Here is a 19,744-nt window from a genome sequence, read left to right as displayed (position 1 = left end):
CTATGCCGTACCGTTGACGAAAGCCATGTCGGCGGGCGTCAGCTCGACATCGCGCAGCACGCGCATGACCGGGAAATTTTCCGTTTCCTCGGCGGTGGCGGCGAGTTCGACCCTGACATCGAAGCGCTGGCGGAACGCGTCGATGATCTCGTCGACGATGATTTCGGGCGCCGACGCCCCGGCCGAGAGGCCGAGAACCGAAATATCGCCGAGGGTCTCCCACGGTATCTCGCCGGCGCGCTGCACCAGCAGCGAACGCCTGGCGCCAGCACGCTCGGCGACCTCGACCAGCCGGCGCGAATTGGACGAATTGGGCGCGCCGACCGTCAGGAAGAGATCGGTGCCCGGAGCCGCCTCCTTCACCGCGTCCTGGCGGTTCGTCGTCGCGTAACAGATCGATTCAGCCGCCGGCGCCTGCATGTTCGGGAACTTCTGCTCCAGCGCCTTCAGCAGGCCGGCGGTGTCCTCGACCGACAGCGTCGTCTGGGTGACGAAGCCAAGCGCATCGGCGTCCCGCGGCACGAAATTGGCAACGTCTTCCTCGGTTTCGATCAGCGTCACCGCGCCTTCGGCAAGCTGGCCCATCGTGCCGATGACCTCGGGATGGCCGGCATGGCCGATCAGCAGCACGTGGCGGCCCTGCCGCTGGTGGCGCATGGCCTGCTTGTGTACCTTGGAGACGAGCGGGCATGTGGCGTCGAGATAGAAGAGATTGCGGGCCTGCGCGTCCGCCGGCACCGATTTCGGCACGCCATGGGCGGAAAACACCACCGGCGACCGCCGATGCTCTGCGGGTATCTCCGACAGTTCCTCGATGAACACCGCGCCGAGGTTCTGCAGTCCCTCGACGACATAGCGGTTGTGGACGATCTCGTGGCGGACATAGACCGGCGCGCCGTATTTTTTCAGCGCCAGCACGACGATCTGGATGGCGCGGTCGACGCCGGCGCAGAAGCCGCGCGGCTGGCACAGCCTGATCGTCAGGGGCGGCTTGGTGTGAAGCATTCTTCCGGTTCCGTTCAAGGCTGGAAATGCGGCGTGCGTGTCGCACTGTCAAGGCCGGCGGCGCATTTGAGAAGCGCCAGGTCCAAATACCACGCCAGCCGTCGAAGCACCCCTCACCGGCAAATATCCGGCTCTATTTTCCCTTGTATTGACGCCGCAGCCACACCAGCAGCACACCGAGCAGCGCCAACGCCAGCCCGTACCATGTCACCGCATATTGCAGGTGATTGTTGGGCAGGTCGACAATGGTGACGCCGCCGACCGGCAGACCGCCGGGATTGGGCGTTGCATCGGCGTCGATGAAGATCGGCACGATGCCGGCGCCGGCCGGAAGCCCAGCCGTTGCAGCCATCGCGTCGCGGTCCTTCCAGTAGAAGATGTTCTTGGCCGGATCGTTTTCGGGCACCATCGACGACGGCTTGCCGGCCAGCGGATTGCGCGCAAGCCCGGTGACGGTGACCCTGCCGGCAGGCTGGCTTTGCGGCCGCCTTGCCGGTTCCTTGCGGTCGTAGGGCACGAAGCCCCGGTTTACCAGCACGTAGCGGCCGTCATCGAGCAGCAAGGGCGTGAAGATGTTGAAGCCGGAATCGCCCTGCCATGTAGCAAAGAAATGGCGCTCGCCCTGATTCAGGAATGTACCTGACACCGTGACCGGCACATAGTCGACATCGCCGGAGGCAGCGAATTGCCGCTCCACGTCCGCCAGGGGCAGCGGCGCCGAATGCATACGCGTCTCGATCGTGTGCAGCAGGCCTTCCTTCCACTGCAGGCGCTGCACCTGCCAGGTGCCCAGCCCGATCAGGATCAGGAAAGCGATTGCGCCGAGAACCAGCGCCAAAGCCTTGCGGGGCCGACTATGGCCCGCATCCGCTTGATGCACACCGGTGCTCATTTGCCGCCGTCCAGCCTGCCTTCGGCGGCCTTGTTGCTGTATTGCAGCGTCAAGAGCACGCCCTTGATGAGGCGCAGCGCACCGAGACAGAGGACCAGCGTCAGCGGCACCCACAGGATGAAGTGCAGCCATAGCGGCGGATTGAGCGTCACCTCCATCCACAGCGCCAGTCCGACCACGACGAAACCGATGATCAGGATGACAAAGACGGCGGGACCATCGCCGGCATCGGCGTAGGAATAATCCAGTCCGCAATTGACGCAGCTTTTGCCGACCGACAGGAAGCCGGAAAACAGCCTGCCCTCGCCGCAGCGCGGGCAGCGGCCCCGCAGGCCGGCGGAAATCGGCTCGACGGGCGCCCACAGCGCTTTGTCTTCATCCATGATCAACTCCCACGGCCGAGGCCATGAGCGTCGTTTAAAGCGACGCCAAAAAGACAAGGGGCGGCCATGTCACCACGGCCACCCCCCTCATATCATTTCGACCGGGCTCAGCCGGCGTGTTCGATGACCGCGCCGTGCGAGGCCCACACGTAGATGCAGGCGAACAGGAACAGCCAGACCACGTCGACGAAGTGCCAGTACCAGGCCGCCGCCTCGAAGCCGAAATGCTGTTTCGGCGTGAAATCGCCGCGCATGGCGCGCACCAGGCAGACGCCCAGGAAGATGGTGCCGATGATGACGTGGAAGCCGTGGAAACCGGTCGCCATGAAGAAGGTGGCGCCGTAGATCGAGTCCTTGAAGGCGAACGGCGCGTGGATGTACTCGTAGGCCTGGACCATGGAGAACAACAGCCCGAGGCCGACGGTGAGCACCAGGCCGTTGATCAGGCCCTTGCGGTCGCCATGGATGAGCGAATGGTGCGCCCAGGTGACCGTGGTGCCCGAAAGCAGCAGGATGATCGTATTGTAGAGCGGCAGGTGGAAGGGATCGAGCACCTCCATGCCCTTCGGCGGCCAGACGCCGCCGGTGAATTCGGCGCGCGCCACCTGGTGTATTTCGTTCGGGAACAGGCTGGCGTCGAAGAAGGCCCAGAACCAGGCGACGAAGAACATCACCTCGGAGGCGATGAACATGATCATGCCGTAGCGCAGGTGCAGCGAAACCACCCGCGTGTGGTGGCCCTCGTGCGCTTCCTTCACCGTGTCCGACCACCACGAGAACATCACGTAGAGGATGACCAGCAGGCCGACAAAGAAGATCCACGGACCGGCGATGTTCAACCCGACCAGGTGGAACTCGTTGCCCTTGAGATACTGCATCCAGGCGACGCCGCCGATGGCCATGATGAGCGCACCGACCGAGCCGATGAACGGCCACGGGCTGGGATCGATGATATGGTAGTCGTGTTGCGGTTTTGCGTGTGCGTCTGCCATGTCAACCCCCGAGAGTCTCTGCGGTATTCGGAATAGTCGTGCTCTTGTCTTCGACCGGCGCCGCGGCAACCGGCTTGTTCGCCTCGATCGGGAACATCGTATAGGAAAGCGTAATCGTCTTGATGTCTTTCAGTTCCGGCGCATTGACGATGTCGGGGTCCACATAGAAGACCACCGGCATATCCATCGTCTGGCCTGGCTGCAAGGTCGTATCGGTGAAGCAGAAGCACTCCACCTTGTTGAAATAGGCGCCGGCCATTTCCGGCACGACGTTGAAGGTCGCGCGGCCGGCCGACGGCCTGTCGAACTTGTTGGTCGCGGTATAGTGCGCCTGCGCCGTCTCGCCGATCTTGATCGTCATCGAACGGGCCACGGGCGCGAAATCCCACGGCACGCCGGAGGTGTTGGCGTCGAAGCGGATCGTGATGTCGCGGTCGAGCACGCGGTCGGCATATTGCGTCGTCCGCCGCGTGGTGCCGCCATAGCCCGTCGCCTGGCAAAACATCTGGTAGAGCGGCACGGCGGCGTAGGCCATCCCGATCATGCCGACGAAAAACGCCACGCAAATGCCGGCGACGACGCCGTTGCCCCTGGCACCGGTCGCCTTCTGTCTGGTTTTTTCAGCAGGCTGGCTCATTCAATCCCTCACAGCGGCCGGTTGAGGATCGAGGGGCCGAACTTGGCGATCGTCGCCACATAGAAGATGATGACGAGCACGCCAAGCGCCAGGCCAATCGCCACCGAGCGATTGCGGCGGGCCTTCTTCTGCCGGTCGGTCAAGGTGACGAGTTCGAGCTTTTCTTCGGGCATGGTTACAGGCCACCCATCGAGAGGAACCGCTCGACAACGCTGTCGCCAAGGTAGGCCGCGAAGATGGCGAAGAGATAAAGCAGCGAATAGCCGAACAATGCCTTGGCCGGCTTCATCACCCGATCGGAGTCCGGCATGGTGAAAACCCGCCAGGAATAACCGACGAAACCGATGCCGAGCAGCGCGGCGGCAACACCGTAAACGGCGCTCGTATAGCCCATTGCCCAGGGCAGGACGCCGATTGGCGCCAGAACGAGCGCATAGGCGAAAATCTGGCGGCGGGTCGAGGCCTCACCGGCGACGTTCGGCATCATCGGGATGCCGGCGCGCGCATAGTCGCCCGACTTGAACAAAGCCAGCGCCCAGAAATGCGGCGGCGTCCACAGGAAGATGATGAGAAACAGGATGACGCTTTCGAGGCTGACCGATCCGGTCGCAGCCGCCCATCCGATGACCGGCGGTATAGCGCCGGCGGCGCCGCCGATGACGATGTTCTGCGGCGTCCAGCGCTTCAGCCACATCGTGTAGACGACGGCGTAGAAGAAGATGGTGAAGGCAAGCAGGACGGCGGCCAGCCAGTTGACCAGCACGCCGAGCGTCATCACCGACAGCGCCGACAGCACGAGCCCGAAAACCAGCGCTTCGCCGGGCAGCACGCGGCCCGACGGCACCGGCCGGTTGGCGGTGCGGGTCATGACCGCGTCGATGTCGGCGTCATACCACATGTTCAGCGCGCCCGACGCGCCGGCGCCGATGGCGATGGCGAGGATGGCGATGACGGCGAGAAGCGGATTGATCGCGACCGGGGCGGCCACCAGCCCGACGAACGCGGTGAACACCACGAGTGACATGACGCGCGGCTTCAAGAGGGCGAAGAAATCCCCGGCGGTGGCTTCCGACACGCGAAAGCCCGCTTCTTCGATCCGGGTATCGTCAACAAGGGCCATACGTACTCAAATTCCAGTCATTCTGGCCAAAATCGCTGGCCGTTTGGCCAAAACCGCCGGCGGGGCCGGCGGTCCTGAACGTTCTGCTGCCGCTTACTTGATCCTGGGCAGCTGCTCCCACTGGTGGAAGGGCGGCGGCGAAGGCAGCTGCCATTCCAGTGTCGTTGCGCCCTCGCCCCACGGGTTGGCGCCGGCGACGCGCTTCTTCTGGAAGGCTTCGAACACGCCGTAGAGGAAGATCAGCACGCCGACCGCCGAGATGTAGGAGCCGATCGACGAAACATGGTTCCAGCCGGCGAACGCGTCCGGATAGTCGATGTAGCGGCGCGGCATACCGGCGAGGCCGAGGAAATGCTGCGGGAAGAACACCAGGTTCACGCCGACGAACGTAACCCAGAAGTGCGTGTTGCCGATCACCGGCGAATACATGTAGCCGGTCATCTTGGGGAACCAGTAGTACCAGGCGGCGAAGATGGCGAACACGGCGCCGAGCGACAGCACGTAATGGAAGTGCGCCACGACGTAGTAGGTATCGTGCATCGAACGGTCGAGGCCGGCATTGGCCAGCTGCACGCCGGTGACGCCACCAACCGTGAACAGGAAGATGAAGCCGACTGCCCACAGCATCGGGGTACGGAACGAGATAGAGCCGCCCCACATGGTCGCGATCCAAGAGAAGATCTTCACGCCGGTCGGCACCGCGATGACCATGGTTGCGAAGACGAAATAGCGCTGCGTGTCGAGCGACAGGCCGGTGGTGTACATGTGGTGCGCCCACACGACGAAGCCGACGGCGCCGATGGCGACCATGGCATAGGCCATGCCGAGATAGCCGAAGACAGGCTTGCGGGAGAAGGTCGAGACGATGTGGCTGACGATGCCGAAGCCCGGCAGGATCAGGATGTACACTTCGGGATGGCCGAAGAACCAGAACAGGTGCTGGAACAGGATCGGGTCGCCGCCATTTTCGGGCACGAAGAAGGACGTTCCGAAATTGCGATCGGTAAGAAGCATGGTGATGCCGCCCGCCAGAACCGGCAAGGAAAGCAGCAGCAGGAAGGCGGTGATCAGCACCGACCAGGCGAACAGCGGCATCTTGTGCATGGTCATGCCCGGCGCGCGCATGTTGAAGATGGTGGTGATGAAGTTGATCGCGCCGAGGATCGAGGAAGCGCCGGCGATGTGCAGCGACAGGATCGCCAGATCCATGGCCGGTCCGGGCTGGCCCGACGTCGAGAGCGGCGGATAGATCGTCCAGCCGCCGCCAACGCCCCAGGCACCGGGCGCGCTCGGCATGAAGGCCGACAGGATCAGCAGGATGAACGCCGGCGGCAGAAGCCAGAAGGAGATGTTGTTCATGCGCGGGAACGCCATGTCCGGCGCGCCGATCATGATCGGAACCATCCAGTTGGCGAAGCCGCCGATCAGCGCCGGCATGACCATGAAGAAGATCATGACCAGCCCATGGGCGGTGGTGAAGGCGTTGTACATCGACTTGCCGGCATCGATCGATTCATCGGCGCCGACGCCGTAGACCATCTGGGCGAGACCGTTGAATATCTGGATGCCCGGCTCCGCCAGCTCCCAGCGCATCATGACCGAAAGGAACCCGCCAAGGCAGCCGGCGAAGATCGCGAAGATCAGATAGAGCGTGCCGATATCCTTGTGGTTGGTGGAATAAACCCACCGGACCCAGCCACGATACGGCTTGTGGTCATGATCGTCGTGAGCTGCAGCGTGCGCCATTTTCCGCTCCGTTCCCTATTCTTGCTTGGCCGTGCGTCAGTTGCCGGCGGCCGCTACCTTGTTGGTACCCTCGACCTCGGCCATCAGCGCCTTGTTGGCGCCGGGAAGGTCTGCCTTGGCCGCTGCCAGCCAGGTGTTGTATTGAGCATCCGAAACGACGCGGATCGCGATCGGCATGAAGGCGTGGTCCTTGCCGCACAATTCCGAGCACTGGCCATAATAGAGGCCTTCCTTCTCGGGCTTGAACCAGATTTCGTTGATGCGGCCGGGCACCGCGTCGGTCTTGACGCCGAAAGCCGGCATGGCGAAAGCGTGGATCACGTCGGCCGCGGTCACCAGAACGCGCGTCGTCGTGTTGACCGGCACGACCATCTCGTTGTCCACCGCCAGCAGGCGCGGGTAGGCAGCCTTGTCTTCCTTGCCGAGACCGGCGCGATCGCCGTCCTGCAGCAGGGCTGAGTTGTAGGAAAGCGGCTGATCGACCTGATATTCGTAGTCCCAATTCCACTGGTTGGCCGTCGCCTTGATGGTCAGCTTCGGCTCTTCCGGCGGCGTGTACTGCGCGGTCAAAAGCTGGAAGGAGGGAATGGCGATGAACAGCAGGATCACGACCGGCCCCACGGTCCAGAGCACCTCGATGAAGGTGTTGTGGCTCGTGCGCGTCGGGGTCGGGTTGACGCTGTCGCGGAACCTGAAGAAGCAGTAGGCAATCAGCCCCAGCACAAACAGGGTGATCGGTACGATGAACCAGAGCGTGTAATGCTCGAACCAGGTGATCTGGCTCATCATGCCGGTGGCGGCGGGCTGGAATGTCATCTGCCATTCGACAGGCTGCGCCGCATGGGCGGAAGCACCTGCGAGAAACGCGGTCGTGGCGCTGGCGCCTGCAATAAATTTCCTCATCGCCCTCATCATCTCCCAGTGCCCTCACGATCCGGCCGCAAGAATACATAACAATGCCCGAACGGGAATCCCGGACAGCTAAGCGTGGTTCAAACCATACTCTTTTTCCCGCCGCAAGAAAGGAGCGGCCGAAACCGTGCGGCATTTTTGCGCGTAAGGCTGGCGGCGGCTGCACGCCGCGCCAGATATCGTGCGGAAGGTTGCCCGCCGGGCCTGTTTTTCCGCCATCGCACGGTATAAAGCAGGGCGAACGGGTCCGAACGAGGATTTTGGCCTGAAAACCGCATTCGAGCCGCATTCAAGGCGGACTGAAGCCTGTCGCCTGCTTTTCCTCTGCTTTTGCCGGGCTTAAAGTGCCGTGATTCGTGATGGAGCCGTTATGAACTCTTGGGTCTCGAAAATTTCGGCGAAGGTCGTCCTGCTTGCCGCCCTGTCGATGTGCGCAAGCGCGTATGCCGCGCAGCCGAGCGGCACGGTGAAATCGACCCATGGCGCCTGGTCCATCATCTGCGATACGCCGGCCGGCGCGACCTCCGAGCAATGCGTGATGATGCAGAATGTCGTCGCCGAGGACAGGCCCGAGATGGGCCTTTCGGTGGTCGTCCTGCGCACCGCCGACAACAAGGCGGAAATCCTGCGCGTGCTGGCGCCCCTTGGCGTGCTTTTGCCGAACGGCCTTGGCCTGAACGTCGACGGCAAGGATATCGGCCGCGCCTATTTCGTCCGCTGCTTCCAGGACGGGTGCTACGCCGAGGTCATCCTCGAAAAGCCGCTGCTCGACACGCTGAAGACCGGCAAGGCCGCGACCTTCATCGTCTTCCAGACGCCTGAGGAAGGCATCGGCATCCCGGTCGACCTGAAAGGCTTCGGCGAAGGCTTCGCAGCGCTGCCCTGACCTATTCGGCTTTTCGCCTGGCCTTCTCTGCGCGCCGCTTGTCGGTCATTCCGTCGTGCGGACCAAGCGCGTGCGTCGGATGACCGTCCCACCAGTCGGGATGCAGCGGTCTGCGCTCAGGATGGAGGGGATAGAATACACGGTTCTCCGGCTTGGTCCGTTCGCCCACCACGAGAAGGCGGACGTCGGCGTCGGTGTTGTTGAGAAAGCTGTGCGCGATCCCGGTGCCGGCCGGAAACCCGACGGCATCGCCAGGCACTAGCCGATGGAGATAGCCGTCGATCCAGACGTCAGGTTCGCCTTCGATGACGTAGACAAACTCTTCTTCGGCACTCTCGGCATGCGGAAAGGATGTGCGCCGGCCGGGGGGCAGCCGCTGATGGTGGATGCCCAGCTTTGTCAGGCCGAAATGTCTGCCGAAAGGCGCTCCGATGCTCATCGGCTCGTCATCTTCGTCATAGTGCCAGTCGTCGTCGTGTTCGATGTCATGCCAATGGGCGATGAAGGATGGTCTTTCCCGTACCGGCATTTTTGATCCTCGAAGGTTTGCGGCGGACAGCTTCCGCCGCGGGGTTGCCATATCCTCGCGGGGCTAAGGCCAATGAGCGGAACGGCAAAGACTGCTGGATCAAGGCCTTGCCGAGGAAGGCTCCCTTGCCAATCTGGACGTCGCCTTCGTTGGCAGCGTCACGCCAACATATGTATATGCGGAAATCGGTCCGCGATATGGCAGTCCTTCATGGTTCGCATCAAGGCGTCCGTCCGCCAGTAGCGGTTGCCGAATGGGACCGACGCGCCTACATCGGTGAAAACCATTCCCCGTTCAGGACAACCCTCCATGACCAGCCTCATCGGCAAGTTCGACATTTCCGAAGACCGCATCAAGCGGATCGTCGCCGATACGCTCAACGGCGCCGACGATGGCGAACTGTTCCTCGAATACAGCGAGAGCGAAGCGCTGATGTTCGACAATGGCCGGCTGAAGACGGCCAATTTCAACACCGACCAGGGCTTCGGACTGCGCGCCGTGGCCGGCGAGGCAAGCGGCTACGCCCATTCGAGCGAGCTGTCGGAGGCGGCGCTCCTGCGCGCCTCCGATGCCGTGGCCACGGTCAAGGGCGGCTATTCCGGCACGCTGGCGGAAGCGCCGCCGCGCACCAACCGCCATCTCTACAGCGACGAGAACCCGATCCCGTCGCCGTCCTTCGAGGCGAAAGCCAAGCTGCTGCAGGAGGTCGACGCCTTTTTGCGCAACGCCGATCCGCGCGTGCGGCAGGTGACGGCCTCGCTCACCTCGTCGTGGCAGCATGTCGAGATCGTGCGTGCCGACGGCCAGACGGTGCGCGACATCCGCCCGCTGGTCCGGGTCAATGTCGGCGTCGTCGTCGGCGAAGGCGACCGCCAGGAAAGCGGTTCCTTCGGCATTGGCGGGCGCACCGGCTTCGACCAGTTCGTCGCCGAGGACAGCTGGAAGCACACCGCGCAGGAGGCGCTGCGGCAGGCGCTCGTCAACCTCGAGGCCATTCCTGCCCCGGCTGGCACCTTCGACATCGTGCTGTCGAGCGGCTGGCCAGGCGTCATGCTGCACGAAGCGGTCGGGCATGGGCTGGAAGGCGATTTCAACCGCAAGAAGACTTCGGCTTTCGCCGGATTGCTCGGCCAGCAGGTCGCCGCCAGGGGCGTGACGGTCGTCGACGACGGAACCATCGCCGAACGGCGCGGCTCGCTGACCGTGGACGACGAAGGCACCCCTTCGGCGCGCAATGTGCTGATCGAGGACGGCAAGCTGGTCGGCTACATGCAGGACCGGCAGAACGCCCGCCTGATGGGCATGAAGGCGACCGGCAACGGGCGGCGCGAGAGCTATGCCCACCAGCCAATGCCGCGCATGACCAACACCTACATGACCGCCGGCGACAGGGAGCCGGAGGAGATCATCGCCTCGGTCAAGAACGGCATCTATGCCGTGTCCTTCGGCGGCGGACAGGTCGATATCACGTCCGGCAAGTTCGTGTTCGGCTGCACCGAGGCCTACATGATCGAGGACGGCAAGGTCACCCAGCCGATCAAGGGCGCCATGCTCATCGGCAACGGCCCGGACGCCATGCACCGCGTCTCCATGATCGGCAACGACATGAAGCTCGATACCGGCATCGGCATGTGCGGCAAGGCCGGCCAGGGCGTGCCGGTCGGCGTCGGCCAGCCGCATCTCAGGATGGACCAGATGACGGTCGGCGGGACGCGGGTTTAGTCGCTCCGAACCTTGTTTTCCTGATCGGCTAAACCCAGGAGGCTGTCGTCTTGGGCAAGCGGTGATCCGGATCGATGACGTTGAGCTTCGGTGCGCCGTCCTCGTTCCAGCGCCACAGCGCCACGCATGTGCCGCCCGGCGACATGACGGAGGGGTAAATCACGCCGTCAAATCCGTCTGCCAACAGCCGCTGTCTCAATGCGTGCGTCTCAGGCGTCAGCCCCCGGTCGATCGCGTCGCGCCATTGGCAGCGATGGATGTCCGGTCCGATGTTCAAAGCGGCCAGCGTCTCCTCATGGGTCAAATCGGCCAGATGCGCCTGCAGCAGCTCAAGTTGCGCGATCAGCGCCGGATGCTGGACAAAGCCCTGATTGTATTCGGCCCAGGCGGTCGATAATTCGCGAGCCGCGTAGATCGTCCTGGCGCCGACCGGATTCCATCGCCCGCCGAAACGCGCCGCCCCTTCGCCCGAAAGCGGCACATGAGCCCAGCGCGGGACGAAGGCCCGCCAGAGCACCTGCGGCGGCAGTGATTCAGGCATAGACGCCGGAACGCACTGCCTCCAGATAGGAAAGCACTTTTTCGGCCTTGCCGTCGTGAACGAGATCGTAGGCCGTCTTGCCGGCCCAGCCGGGGATCGGCTGATGCTTGAACCAGATGGCGGCGCGCTGTTCGTCGCCGGCCATTTCACTGGCCATCGAGAGAATGCGGACGACAGGGCTCAAAGCCGCATCGACCTTGCGCGCGCCAGTCTTGGCAGTCAGCGTGTTGCGGGCGACACCGATAAGGCCGGCCAGTTCACCCAGATTGACGCCAAGCTGTTCGGCAACGCGCCTTGCCGAGAGGAAGGGGGTTCGTCCTTCCTCAAACCGCAATGCCGCAATTTGGAATGCCGCCGACCTCATTTATTCTATCCATGAATTGACTAGTATATGTCAAAATAAGCGCAATTGGTGCGCAATTCAAGCCCGCGCCATCAACGCCTTTTCCGCGGCTTCTCCAGCAGCGCGACCGCCTCGACATGCGGCGACCAGAGGAACTGGTCGATGGGTGTGACGCTTGTCAGCCTGTAGCCGCCGTCCAGCAAGATGCGCAGGTCGCGCGACAGCGTCACGGGATTGCAGGACACCGCGGCCACATAAGGCACGTCCGACCGGGCGATCTGCTTTGCCTGGTCCTCGGCGCCGGCGCGCGGCGGGTCGAACACCAGCCCGTCGAAAGCGGCCAGTTCCTTGAAGGTGAGCGGACGGCGGAAAAGATCGCGCTTCTCGGTCGTCACCCGCTTCAGGCCGCTGGCGAAGCGAAAGCTGCGGTCGAGCGCCGCAAGCGCGGCCGCATCGCCTTCCACCGCATGGACCTCGGACTTCGACGCCAGCCGCAACGCGAAACTGCCGCAGCCGGAAAACAGGTCGGCAATCCGCTTGGCTTTCGTGAGATGCTCGCCGACCAGCCCGGCCATGGCCTGCTCGGCTTGATGGGCCGCCTGCAGAAACGCACCGGGCGGTGGGCTGACGGCGACATTGCCGAACATGACCACGGGCTTTTTCGTCTCGACGACGACCTCGCCATCGACGGAAAGCCGCGCCAGGCCTTCGCGGATGGCGAAATCCGCGGCCTCGCGACGCTGCCTGTCATCCAGCCGGCCAGAATCCTGAGCAGCGACATCAAGGCCGGAAATCGTGGCCGTTACAGTCAGATGAAACGGCTTCGTCGTGGTGCAGAGGGAACTTGCAACGGCTCTCAGCCTGTCGAAAGCACCGACGATCTCGGGAAGCAGGATCGGGCATTCCTCGATGGGAATGATCTCCGACGACAGATGCCGGTTGAAGCCGAGCAGCATGCCGGCCTCGGTGCGGCGCGCGGCCAGGGTGGCGCGGCGGCGCGTATGCGGTTCGCAGGCAATGATCGGACCGACAGCGCAGTCGATTCCTCTCAAGGCCTGAACGACCCGCTCCCTTTTCCAGGCACGGTAGGCCTCGGCTTCCAGATGCTGCAGCGCGCAGCCGCCGCATTCGGTGAAATGCCGGCAGGGCGGCGCGACACGCAGCGGCGACGGTTCGAGCACAGCCATCAACGCGGCGCGATCCCTCGCAAGCGCCGCCGTCACCGTTTCGCCCGGCAGCGTGAAAGGGATGAAGACATCGCCGGACTCGGTCCGGGCGATGCCGTCACCGTGCGCGCCCAGCCTGTCGATGGTGAAACGCACGTTCATCGGTCCTTTATCCCACCAAGCAGGAATTCGCTGTTGCCGTCGCCGCCTTCGATTGGCGAAGGATGCAGGCCGACAGCATGCCAGCCCGAAACGGCATTCAGCCAGTCACGCAAATCTTCGGCTATGCGCTCGGCATCCGCCGGGTCCCTCAGCAGCCCGCCCTTGCCGATGCGTTCGCGGCCCGCCTCGAATTGCGGCTTGACCAGCAGGACGGCCTTGGCGCCCTTGCCCGCCAGGGCGAGCGCCGGCGGCAGCGCCAGCTTCAGCGAGATGAAGGAAACGTCCGAGACGATGAAATCCGGCACGCGTCTGGCCAGATCGGACGCGGTGAGGTTGCGGGCGTTCAGCCCCTCGACGGATGTCACGCGGCTGTCGTCGCGGACCGAAGGATGCATCTGCCCGTGGCCGACATCGATGGCCGTGACATGGCCAGCGCCGCGCTCGAGCAGGACCTGCGTGAAGCCGCCGGTCGATGCGCCGATGTCGAGCGCATCCGCGCCTTGCGGATCGAAGCCGAAATGGTCCAGCCCGGCGATCAGCTTCAGCGCGGCGCGCGAGACATAATTCCGGGCCGGATCGGCCACGGCGATCTCGGCGTCGCCGGAAACCAGAACACCCGCCTTGACCTGCGCCAGTCCATCGACGGAAACCGTGCCGCGCTGCACCGCGTCGCGGGCGCGCGACCGGCTGGCGAACAGGCCGCGTTCGACGAGCAGTTCATCGAGCCGCTGACGCTGGCTGGCTGGCTGATTGTTCATCCGCCTTCAATGGCGAAAGCGGACCACGAACGCAACCGTTGTGACCGCAGGTGCCGCGGTGAGGACGATCAGCCCGCGTCCTTTGCCCCGGCCGAAGCCTCTTCACGCGGCGCCGCGAAGGGGACGGATGGAGCCCGGATCAACTGCGGTGTCTGGGCGTAGGAAAAGCCGCCGCGTATGTCGCCCATCTTGGCGGCGACGATGCGCATGACCGCCTGCTCCAGCTTGCGGTCATAGGGCGTTTCCGCCGTCGCCTGCGCGGTGACGAGCATGAAAAAGGCCATGCCCGCGAGAAGCCGTGTCATTCTTTTTATTCTCCCTGCCGGATCGTTTCCTAGCAGGTGCGCGTTGAAAAACGGCCAAGAGACAAGGTAAGCATGCTGTCAAAAAGAAGCGTAAACAAGCCGTTAGAATGGATTTCAGACAATCCGATTCATCAAGCTGGGAAACTGATTCAACGCGCCGGATGCAACGCGCTAGATCGCTTGGCATCCCTTGCAAGCCACAAGCAACCAACCGTCGAGAGCGCATAGACCGTGCTGATCGCCACCTTCAACATCAACAATGTCAACCGGCGGCTGGAAAACCTGACGGCCTGGATGCGGACCCGCAAGCCGGATGTGGTGTGCCTGCAGGAGTTGAAGGCCGATCAGCGGTCGTTCCCCGAACAAGCCATAGCCGAGGCTGGCTATCGCTCGGTCTGGGTGGGGCAGAAGACCTGGAACGGCGTCGCAATCCTGGCCCGCGGTTCAGAGCCGGTGGTCACCAGAACAGAATTGCCGGGCGATCCCGATGACACTCAGGCCCGCTATATCGAGGCAGCGGTGCGCGGAGTCCTCATTGCATCGATCTATGCGCCCAACGGCAACCCGCAACCGGGGCCGAAGTTCGACTACAAGCTTGCCTGGATGAAGCGCCTGCAGGCGCATGCGACTAAGCTCCGCAAGTCCGGCGCTCCCATCGTCCTCGCCGGCGATTTCAACGTCGCCCCGACTGAACTCGATATCTACCCGACGAAATCCTGGGATGACGATGCCCTTATCCAGCCGGAAAGCAGGGCCGCATTCAAGAGACTGGTCGGCCGCAGTTGGACCGACGCGCTGCGGACGATCCACCCGGACGAGCGCATTTACACCTTTTGGCACTACAAGCGGAACCGTTGGCCGCGCGACGCGGGCTTGCGGCTCGACCATTTGCTGTTGAGCCCTGACCTCGCCGATCGCCTCGAAGACGCTGGCGTCGATCGTGACGTGCGGGGCGAGGAAGGGGCGAGCGACCATGCTCCGGCATGGGTCAAGCTGAAGCAGACTTAGCCAGGATGAGATTTAAAGTGAATGGCTGGATCCGTGATACCGGTTCGGGGCATCGAAGCGCCCAAAATGGGCGCCTCGATAGTTTTCAAGCAGCTGCGGCACCAAGTTCCACAATGCTCCAGGCGACCAGTTCCGGCAGCGCCAGGCAGCCGAAATTTACCACTAAAATACAATAAATATTGTGCGCTTATGCGCGCTGGGCGCTGGTGGAGTGGCCAAGCGCGGAAAAGACGGTGTGCACGATGCCCGTCGAGTCGAGCCCGGCATCGACATACATCTTCTCCGGCTTGGCCTGGTCGACGAAAGCGTCCGGCAGGATAAGCGGGCGAACTTTCAGGCCGCTTTCCAGAAGCCCTTCATGCGCCAGGAATTGCAGGACATGGCTGGCGAAACCACCGACCGAGCCTTCTTCCACCGTCACCAGTATCTCATGCGATCGAGCCAGCCGGCGGATCAGATCCTCGTCGAGCGGCTTGGCGAAGCGCGCGTCGGCAACCGTCGTCGATAGCCCGGCGGCGCCGAGTTCCTCGGCGGCGAGAAGGCAATCCTGAAGCCGCGTGCCGAATGACAGGAGCGCGACCTTGGTGCCTTCCCTCAGCACCCTGCCCCTGCCGATTTCCAGCACCGACCCGCGTTCCGGCATGTCGACGCCGACGCCGTTGCCGCGCGGATAGCGGAAGGAAATCGGGCCTTCATCATAGGCCGCGGCGGTGCGGACCATGTGCTTGAGTTCGGCCTCGTCGGCGGCGGCCATGACCACGAAACCGGGAAGCAGGGCGAGATAAGCGGTGTCGAAGGCGCCGCAATGCGTCGGTCCGTCGGCGCCGACAAAACCTGCCCTGTCGATCGGGAACCGCACCGGCAGCTTCTGGATCGCGACGTCATGGACGACCTGGTCGTAGGCGCGCTGCAGGAAGGTCGAATAGATCGTGGCGAAGGGCTTGTAGCCCTCGGTAGCGAGGCCTGCCGCGAAGGTGACGGCATGCTGCTCGGCGATGCCGACATCGAAAGTCCGTTCGGGAAAGGCATCGCCGAACAGGTCGAGGCCGGTGCCGGAAGGCATGGCGGCGGTGACGGCGACGATTTTCTCGTCCTCGCGCGCTTCCTGGATCAGGCTTTCGGCGAACACCCTGGTGTAGCTCGGCGCATTGGCGGGCGCCTTGGCCTGCGCGCCGGTGACGACGTCGAATTTGTTGACGCCATGGTATTTGTCGGCGGCCGCTTCGGCGGGCGCATAGCCTTTGCCCTTCTGCGTCACGACATGGATCAGCACCGGGCCGTCGCCATTGTCGCGCACATTCTTGAGGACAGGAACCAGATGCTCGAGATTGTGACCATCGATGGGGCCGATATGGTAGAAGCCCAGCTCCTCGAACATGGTGCCGCCGGTAACATAGCCGCGCGCGTGCTCGACAGCGCGCTTGATGGCCCGGTCGGCGCGCTTGCCGAGATAAGCGGTCAGCTTCTTGCCGAAATCGCGCAGCCCGAGATAGGCGCGGCCGGAGGCGAGACGCGCCAGATAGGCGCTCATCGCGCCGGTGGGCGGTGCAATCGACATATCATTGTCGTTGAGGATGACGATCAGCCGCGCGTCGAGAGCGCCTGCATTGTTCATCGCCTCGTAGGCCATGCCGGCTGACATGGCGCCGTCGCCGATGACCGCGATGACGTTGTTCTTGCCGCCCGACAGGTCGCGCGCCACGGCCATGCCGAGGCCGGCGGAGATGGAGGTCGACGAGTGCGCCGCGCCGAACGGATCGTATTCGCTCTCGGCGCGCTTGGTGAAGCCGGAAAGGCCGCCCTCCTGCCGCAAGGTGCGGATGCGGTCGCGGCGGCCGGTCAGTATCTTGTGCGGATAGGCCTGATGGCCGACGTCCCAGATCAGCCGGTCGTCGGGCGTGTTGAAGACGTAGTGCAGCGCCACCGTCAGTTCGACGACGCCGAGGCCCGCGCCGAGATGGCCTCCCGTGTGGGAAACCGCATCGATCAGTTCCGCCCGCAATTCCGCCGCAAGCTGCGGCAGATCGCTCTCATCAAGCGATCGCAGGTCGGCAGGAATGCGGACCTTGTCGAGAAGCGGCGTTTCAGGTTTCGGGCTCAATTCAATATGCCTGTGCTACCCATGCGAAATAGGACGGCTGGCCGGCAAAGTAAATGCGCGGCGGTGACGCGGCTCAGCTTTCGGGCAGCGGGATGAACTCTTCCTCGTCGCCCGGAACGATGTCGAAACGGCCGGTTTTCCACTCATTCTTGGCCTGTTCGATGCGCTCCTTCGAAGAGGACACGAAATTCCACCAGATGTAGCGCTTCGAACCGAGAGACGCGCCACCGAAGAGCATGAAATGCGCGCCCGATTGCGACGAAACGACGATCTCGTCGCCGGGACGGAAGACAAGCAGCCGCTCGGCGGGGAAAACGTCCCCGGAAATCGACACCTCGCCTTCCAGCGTATAGATGGCGCGCTCCTCGGCATCGGCCGGTATCTGAACGCGGGCGCCGGGCGAGAGCCGCATATCGGCATAGAGCGTTTCGGAAGCAGCGCGCACCGGCGATTTCAGCCCGTCGAATTCACCGATGACGACGCGGCCTCGAGCACCCTCGGAGTCGAATTGCGGCAGCGTGGCGCTGGCGGTATTCTCGAAGACGGGAGCGACCTCTTCCTTGCCGTCCGGCAAGGCCAGCCACGTCTGCAGGCCCGAAACCGACATTGGCGCGCCGCGCAGCTCCTCCGGGGTGCGTTCGGAATGCACGATGCCGCGGCCGGCGGTCATCAAATTCACGTCGCCGGGCTCGATGACCATTTCAGTTCCGAGCGAATCGCGGTGCCTGATCTTGCCGTCGAACAGATAGGTGACGGTGGACAGGCCGATATGCGGGTGCGGGCGTACGTCCAGCGCCTGCCCGGCGCGCAGGATGGCAGGCCCCATGCGGTCGAAGAAAATGAACGGGCCGACAAGCCTGCGGCGCGCCGTCGGCAGCGCACGGCGGACCTGGAAGCCGTCAATGTCGCGCGCGTTGGGGATGACCATCAGTTCGATCTGGTCGCTGGCAAACGCATCGCCCGCATGCGGGTCGTTTCCGGGGAAGAAGCTCATGGCGGATCAGGAATCCTCGAAGACGATCTTGGGAAAGCGCTGCGCCGACTTCGCCCGCGCCCTGGCGGCGACTTCCTCGCGATCGCGGGGGTGCTGCGTCGTCTCCAGGGAATCCAGCAGTTGGCGGGCCGACGCGGCAACCGCATCGACAGCCCGGTCGAAAACATCCTGGTTTTTCTTCGATGGATGCGTGGTTCCACTCAACTTGCGCACGAATTGAAGCGCGGCGTCGCGAACCTCCTCGTCCGTCGCCGGCGGATCGAAATTGAACAGCGTCCTGATGTTCCGGCACATCGCTGAACCTCCTTCGGCCTTTGCTATTCCGCGTCCAGGGGCTCGGTTCCAACCGGCCGGCCTTCGCGTGACAGGCGTATTTTCTCAACCTTGTCCTCGGCGGACTTCAGCAGGCGGTCGCAATGCGCCTTCAGCGCCTCGCCACGCTCGTAGATGCGGATCGACTGGTCGAGCGGCACGTCGCCGCGCTCCAGATCATCGACGATCTTCTCCAGCGCATCGAGCGCCTGCTCGAAACTCATCGCCTTGACATCCTCGTTCGGCTCGTCGGCCATTTCCTATCCTTTCATGAGACGCCCGACATGGGCCGCAACGGAGAATGCCAGCCCCTGCAGATCATAACCGCCTTCCAGCAGGCTGACGAGGCGGTTGGATGAATGGCGGGCAGCGCGTTCCATCAATTGCCCGGTGGCCCAGTCGAAATCGTCTTCGGTGAGATTGATCTCGGCCAGCGGGTCGCGGTAGTGCGCGTCGAAGCCGGCCGAAATGATGATGAGATCGGGGGCGAAGGCGTCCAGCGACGGCAGCACGCGCGACAGCAGGGCGTCACGGAACTGCTCGCTGCCGGTTTGCGGCGCGAGCGGCGCGTTGACGATATTGCCGGCGCCGGTCTCGTTCTTGGCCCCGGTGCCCGGATAGAGCGGCATCTGGTGGGTCGAACAGTAGAGAACCGTCGGATCGTCCCAGAAGATATCCTGCGTGCCGTTGCCGTGGTGGACATCCCAATCGACGATCGCCACCCGCTCGGCGCCGTGTTTCGCCTGCGCGTGGCGGGCGGCAATGGCGGCGTGATTGAACAGGCAAAAGCCCATGGCCGTGGTTCTCTCGGCATGGTGGCCGGGAGGCCGCGAAGCGACGAACACGTTGGCCGCCCTGCCCTCGAAGACGTCGTCCACCGCGGCATTGGCGGCACCGATTGCCGTCAGCGTCGCCTGCCAGCTTTTCGGGCTCGCCACAGTGTCGGCATCGAGGCTGGCCAGTCCGGCTTGCGGGATCGCGGCGCGTACGCTTTCGACGAACGGCTCCGGATGGACGCGCAGGATCGACTGTTCGTCGCCCATCGGGGCTTCGACCCGGTCAAGCGCGGCGAAACCTTCCTCATCCAGCGCCCGGCTTATCGCACGAAGGCGGTCCGGCCGCTCCGGGTGGCCGGGCGGGGTGAGATGCTCCAGGTAGATGGGATGCGTGTAGAGACGGGTAACCATTGCCCTAACATAGAGCGCCGAAACCGGCCCCGCCATGCAAACG

At 63.7% G+C, this 19,744-nt stretch carries 23 protein-coding genes; 3 read left to right on the top strand and 20 right to left on the bottom strand.

All coding sequences use genetic code 11. The features are described from left to right. The 9 genes from ispH to coxB form a co-directional block, all read right to left on the bottom strand. A complete protein-coding gene (ispH, locus tag ASD44_RS01320; RefSeq protein WP_056107757.1) occupies positions 1 to 1,005 on the bottom strand; it encodes a 4-hydroxy-3-methylbut-2-enyl diphosphate reductase in 1,005 nt (334 codons plus the stop codon). 133 nt (positions 1,006 to 1,138) lie between these two features. Beyond that, positions 1,139 to 1,897, bottom strand: coding sequence for an SURF1 family protein (locus ASD44_RS01315; protein ID WP_056107754.1), 759 nt, complete (start codon positions 1,895 to 1,897; stop codon positions 1,139 to 1,141). Then, complete coding sequence (locus ASD44_RS01310; RefSeq protein WP_056115195.1) at positions 1,894 to 2,280, bottom strand: DUF983 domain-containing protein; 387 nt, start codon at positions 2,278 to 2,280, stop codon at positions 1,894 to 1,896. Before ASD44_RS01310 ends, ASD44_RS01315 begins: the two co-directional genes overlap by 4 nt. 107 nt (positions 2,281 to 2,387) lie before the next feature. Beyond that, positions 2,388 to 3,272: a cytochrome c oxidase subunit 3 gene (locus ASD44_RS01305; protein WP_056107750.1), complete on the bottom strand. Its 885-nt coding sequence runs from the start codon at positions 3,270 to 3,272 to the stop codon at positions 2,388 to 2,390. A gap of 1 nt (position 3,273) precedes the next feature. Next, the gene (locus ASD44_RS01300; protein WP_056107747.1) at positions 3,274 to 3,909 is read right to left on the bottom strand and encodes a cytochrome c oxidase assembly protein; all 636 of its coding nucleotides are present in this window, start codon (positions 3,907 to 3,909) and stop codon (positions 3,274 to 3,276) included. Between the two features lie 8 nt (positions 3,910 to 3,917). Further along, entirely contained in the window at positions 3,918 to 4,082 is a 165-nt protein-coding gene (locus tag ASD44_RS18540; protein ID WP_056107742.1) for a hypothetical protein, read from the bottom strand. A 2-nt stretch (positions 4,083 to 4,084) separates the two neighbouring features. After that, positions 4,085 to 5,029 (bottom strand): heme o synthase, encoded by a 945-nt coding sequence (locus tag ASD44_RS01290; protein ID WP_056107738.1) that lies wholly within the window; start codon positions 5,027 to 5,029, stop codon positions 4,085 to 4,087. A gap of 93 nt (positions 5,030 to 5,122) precedes the next feature. After that, positions 5,123 to 6,775: a cytochrome c oxidase subunit I gene (gene ctaD / locus ASD44_RS01285; RefSeq protein WP_056107736.1), complete on the bottom strand. Its 1,653-nt coding sequence runs from the start codon at positions 6,773 to 6,775 to the stop codon at positions 5,123 to 5,125. 36 nt (positions 6,776 to 6,811) lie between these two features. Further along, positions 6,812 to 7,678, bottom strand: a complete 867-nt coding sequence (gene coxB, locus ASD44_RS01280; protein ID WP_056115191.1) for a cytochrome c oxidase subunit II — start codon at positions 7,676 to 7,678, stop codon at positions 6,812 to 6,814. Between the two features lie 379 nt (positions 7,679 to 8,057). On the opposite strand from coxB, the gene ASD44_RS01275 reads away from it, so the two are divergent. Next, positions 8,058 to 8,573 (top strand): invasion associated locus B family protein, encoded by a 516-nt coding sequence (locus tag ASD44_RS01275; protein ID WP_056107733.1) that lies wholly within the window; start codon positions 8,058 to 8,060, stop codon positions 8,571 to 8,573. A gap of 1 nt (position 8,574) precedes the next feature. Here the strand turns inward: ASD44_RS01275 and ASD44_RS01270 are convergent, their stop codons facing one another. After that, positions 8,575 to 9,102, bottom strand: a complete 528-nt coding sequence (locus tag ASD44_RS01270; RefSeq protein ID WP_056107730.1) for a cupin domain-containing protein — start codon at positions 9,100 to 9,102, stop codon at positions 8,575 to 8,577. A 309-nt stretch (positions 9,103 to 9,411) separates the two neighbouring features. Between ASD44_RS01270 and tldD the strand changes: the two genes are divergently transcribed. Next, complete coding sequence (gene tldD / locus ASD44_RS01265; protein WP_056107728.1) at positions 9,412 to 10,824, top strand: metalloprotease TldD; 1,413 nt, start codon at positions 9,412 to 9,414, stop codon at positions 10,822 to 10,824. 28 nt (positions 10,825 to 10,852) lie between these two features. Here tldD and ASD44_RS01260 read toward each other — a convergent pair whose 3' ends face one another. The 5 genes from ASD44_RS01260 to ASD44_RS01240 all read right to left on the bottom strand — a co-directional run bounded on the left by ASD44_RS01260 (position 10,853) and on the right by ASD44_RS01240 (position 14,099). After that, positions 10,853 to 11,365, bottom strand: a complete 513-nt coding sequence (locus ASD44_RS01260) for an RES domain-containing protein (protein WP_056107725.1) — start codon at positions 11,363 to 11,365, stop codon at positions 10,853 to 10,855. Next, positions 11,358 to 11,729 (bottom strand): antitoxin Xre/MbcA/ParS toxin-binding domain-containing protein, encoded by a 372-nt coding sequence (locus ASD44_RS01255; RefSeq protein ID WP_056107722.1) that lies wholly within the window; start codon positions 11,727 to 11,729, stop codon positions 11,358 to 11,360. The genes ASD44_RS01260 and ASD44_RS01255 overlap by 8 nt, the downstream gene beginning before the upstream one ends. 71 nt (positions 11,730 to 11,800) lie before the next feature. After that, positions 11,801 to 13,036 (bottom strand): class I SAM-dependent RNA methyltransferase, encoded by a 1,236-nt coding sequence (locus ASD44_RS01250; RefSeq protein ID WP_056107717.1) that lies wholly within the window; start codon positions 13,034 to 13,036, stop codon positions 11,801 to 11,803. Continuing rightward, positions 13,033 to 13,794, bottom strand: coding sequence for a TlyA family RNA methyltransferase (locus ASD44_RS01245; protein ID WP_056107715.1), 762 nt, complete (start codon positions 13,792 to 13,794; stop codon positions 13,033 to 13,035). Before ASD44_RS01245 ends, ASD44_RS01250 begins: the two co-directional genes overlap by 4 nt. A 68-nt stretch (positions 13,795 to 13,862) precedes the next feature. Further along, positions 13,863 to 14,099 (bottom strand): hypothetical protein, encoded by a 237-nt coding sequence (locus ASD44_RS01240; RefSeq protein WP_056107712.1) that lies wholly within the window; start codon positions 14,097 to 14,099, stop codon positions 13,863 to 13,865. A 231-nt stretch (positions 14,100 to 14,330) separates the two neighbouring features. Between ASD44_RS01240 and xth the strand changes: the two genes are divergently transcribed. Beyond that, positions 14,331 to 15,107 carry an exodeoxyribonuclease III gene (xth, locus tag ASD44_RS01235; protein ID WP_056107710.1) on the top strand — a complete coding sequence of 259 codons (777 nt, stop codon included), beginning with the start codon at positions 14,331 to 14,333 and terminating at the stop codon, positions 15,105 to 15,107. Between the two features lie 187 nt (positions 15,108 to 15,294). On the opposite strand, the gene dxs is transcribed toward xth, so the two are convergent. The 5 genes from dxs to ASD44_RS01210 all read right to left on the bottom strand — a co-directional run bounded on the left by dxs (position 15,295) and on the right by ASD44_RS01210 (position 19,701). Beyond that, the gene (gene dxs / locus ASD44_RS01230) at positions 15,295 to 17,208 is read right to left on the bottom strand and encodes a 1-deoxy-D-xylulose-5-phosphate synthase (RefSeq protein ID WP_056107707.1); all 1,914 of its coding nucleotides are present in this window, start codon (positions 17,206 to 17,208) and stop codon (positions 15,295 to 15,297) included. 73 nt (positions 17,209 to 17,281) lie between these two features. Continuing rightward, positions 17,282 to 18,202, bottom strand: coding sequence for a pirin family protein (locus ASD44_RS01225; RefSeq protein WP_056107704.1), 921 nt, complete (start codon positions 18,200 to 18,202; stop codon positions 17,282 to 17,284). A 6-nt stretch (positions 18,203 to 18,208) separates the two neighbouring features. Then, a complete protein-coding gene (locus ASD44_RS01220; protein WP_056107701.1) occupies positions 18,209 to 18,496 on the bottom strand; it encodes a DUF2277 domain-containing protein in 288 nt (95 codons plus the stop codon). A gap of 23 nt (positions 18,497 to 18,519) precedes the next feature. Then, positions 18,520 to 18,771 (bottom strand): exodeoxyribonuclease VII small subunit, encoded by a 252-nt coding sequence (locus ASD44_RS01215; RefSeq protein WP_056107698.1) that lies wholly within the window; start codon positions 18,769 to 18,771, stop codon positions 18,520 to 18,522. A 3-nt stretch (positions 18,772 to 18,774) separates the two neighbouring features. Next, complete coding sequence (locus ASD44_RS01210; RefSeq protein WP_056107695.1) at positions 18,775 to 19,701, bottom strand: histone deacetylase family protein; 927 nt, start codon at positions 19,699 to 19,701, stop codon at positions 18,775 to 18,777. Positions 19,702 to 19,744: the final 43 nt, after the last annotated feature.

This window comes from Mesorhizobium sp. Root554 (assembly GCF_001427025.1).
Lineage (GTDB): Bacteria > Pseudomonadota > Alphaproteobacteria > Rhizobiales > Rhizobiaceae > Mesorhizobium.
Note: the sequence above shows the minus strand (reverse complement) of the source record. Positions and strands in the feature narration are given on the sequence as shown.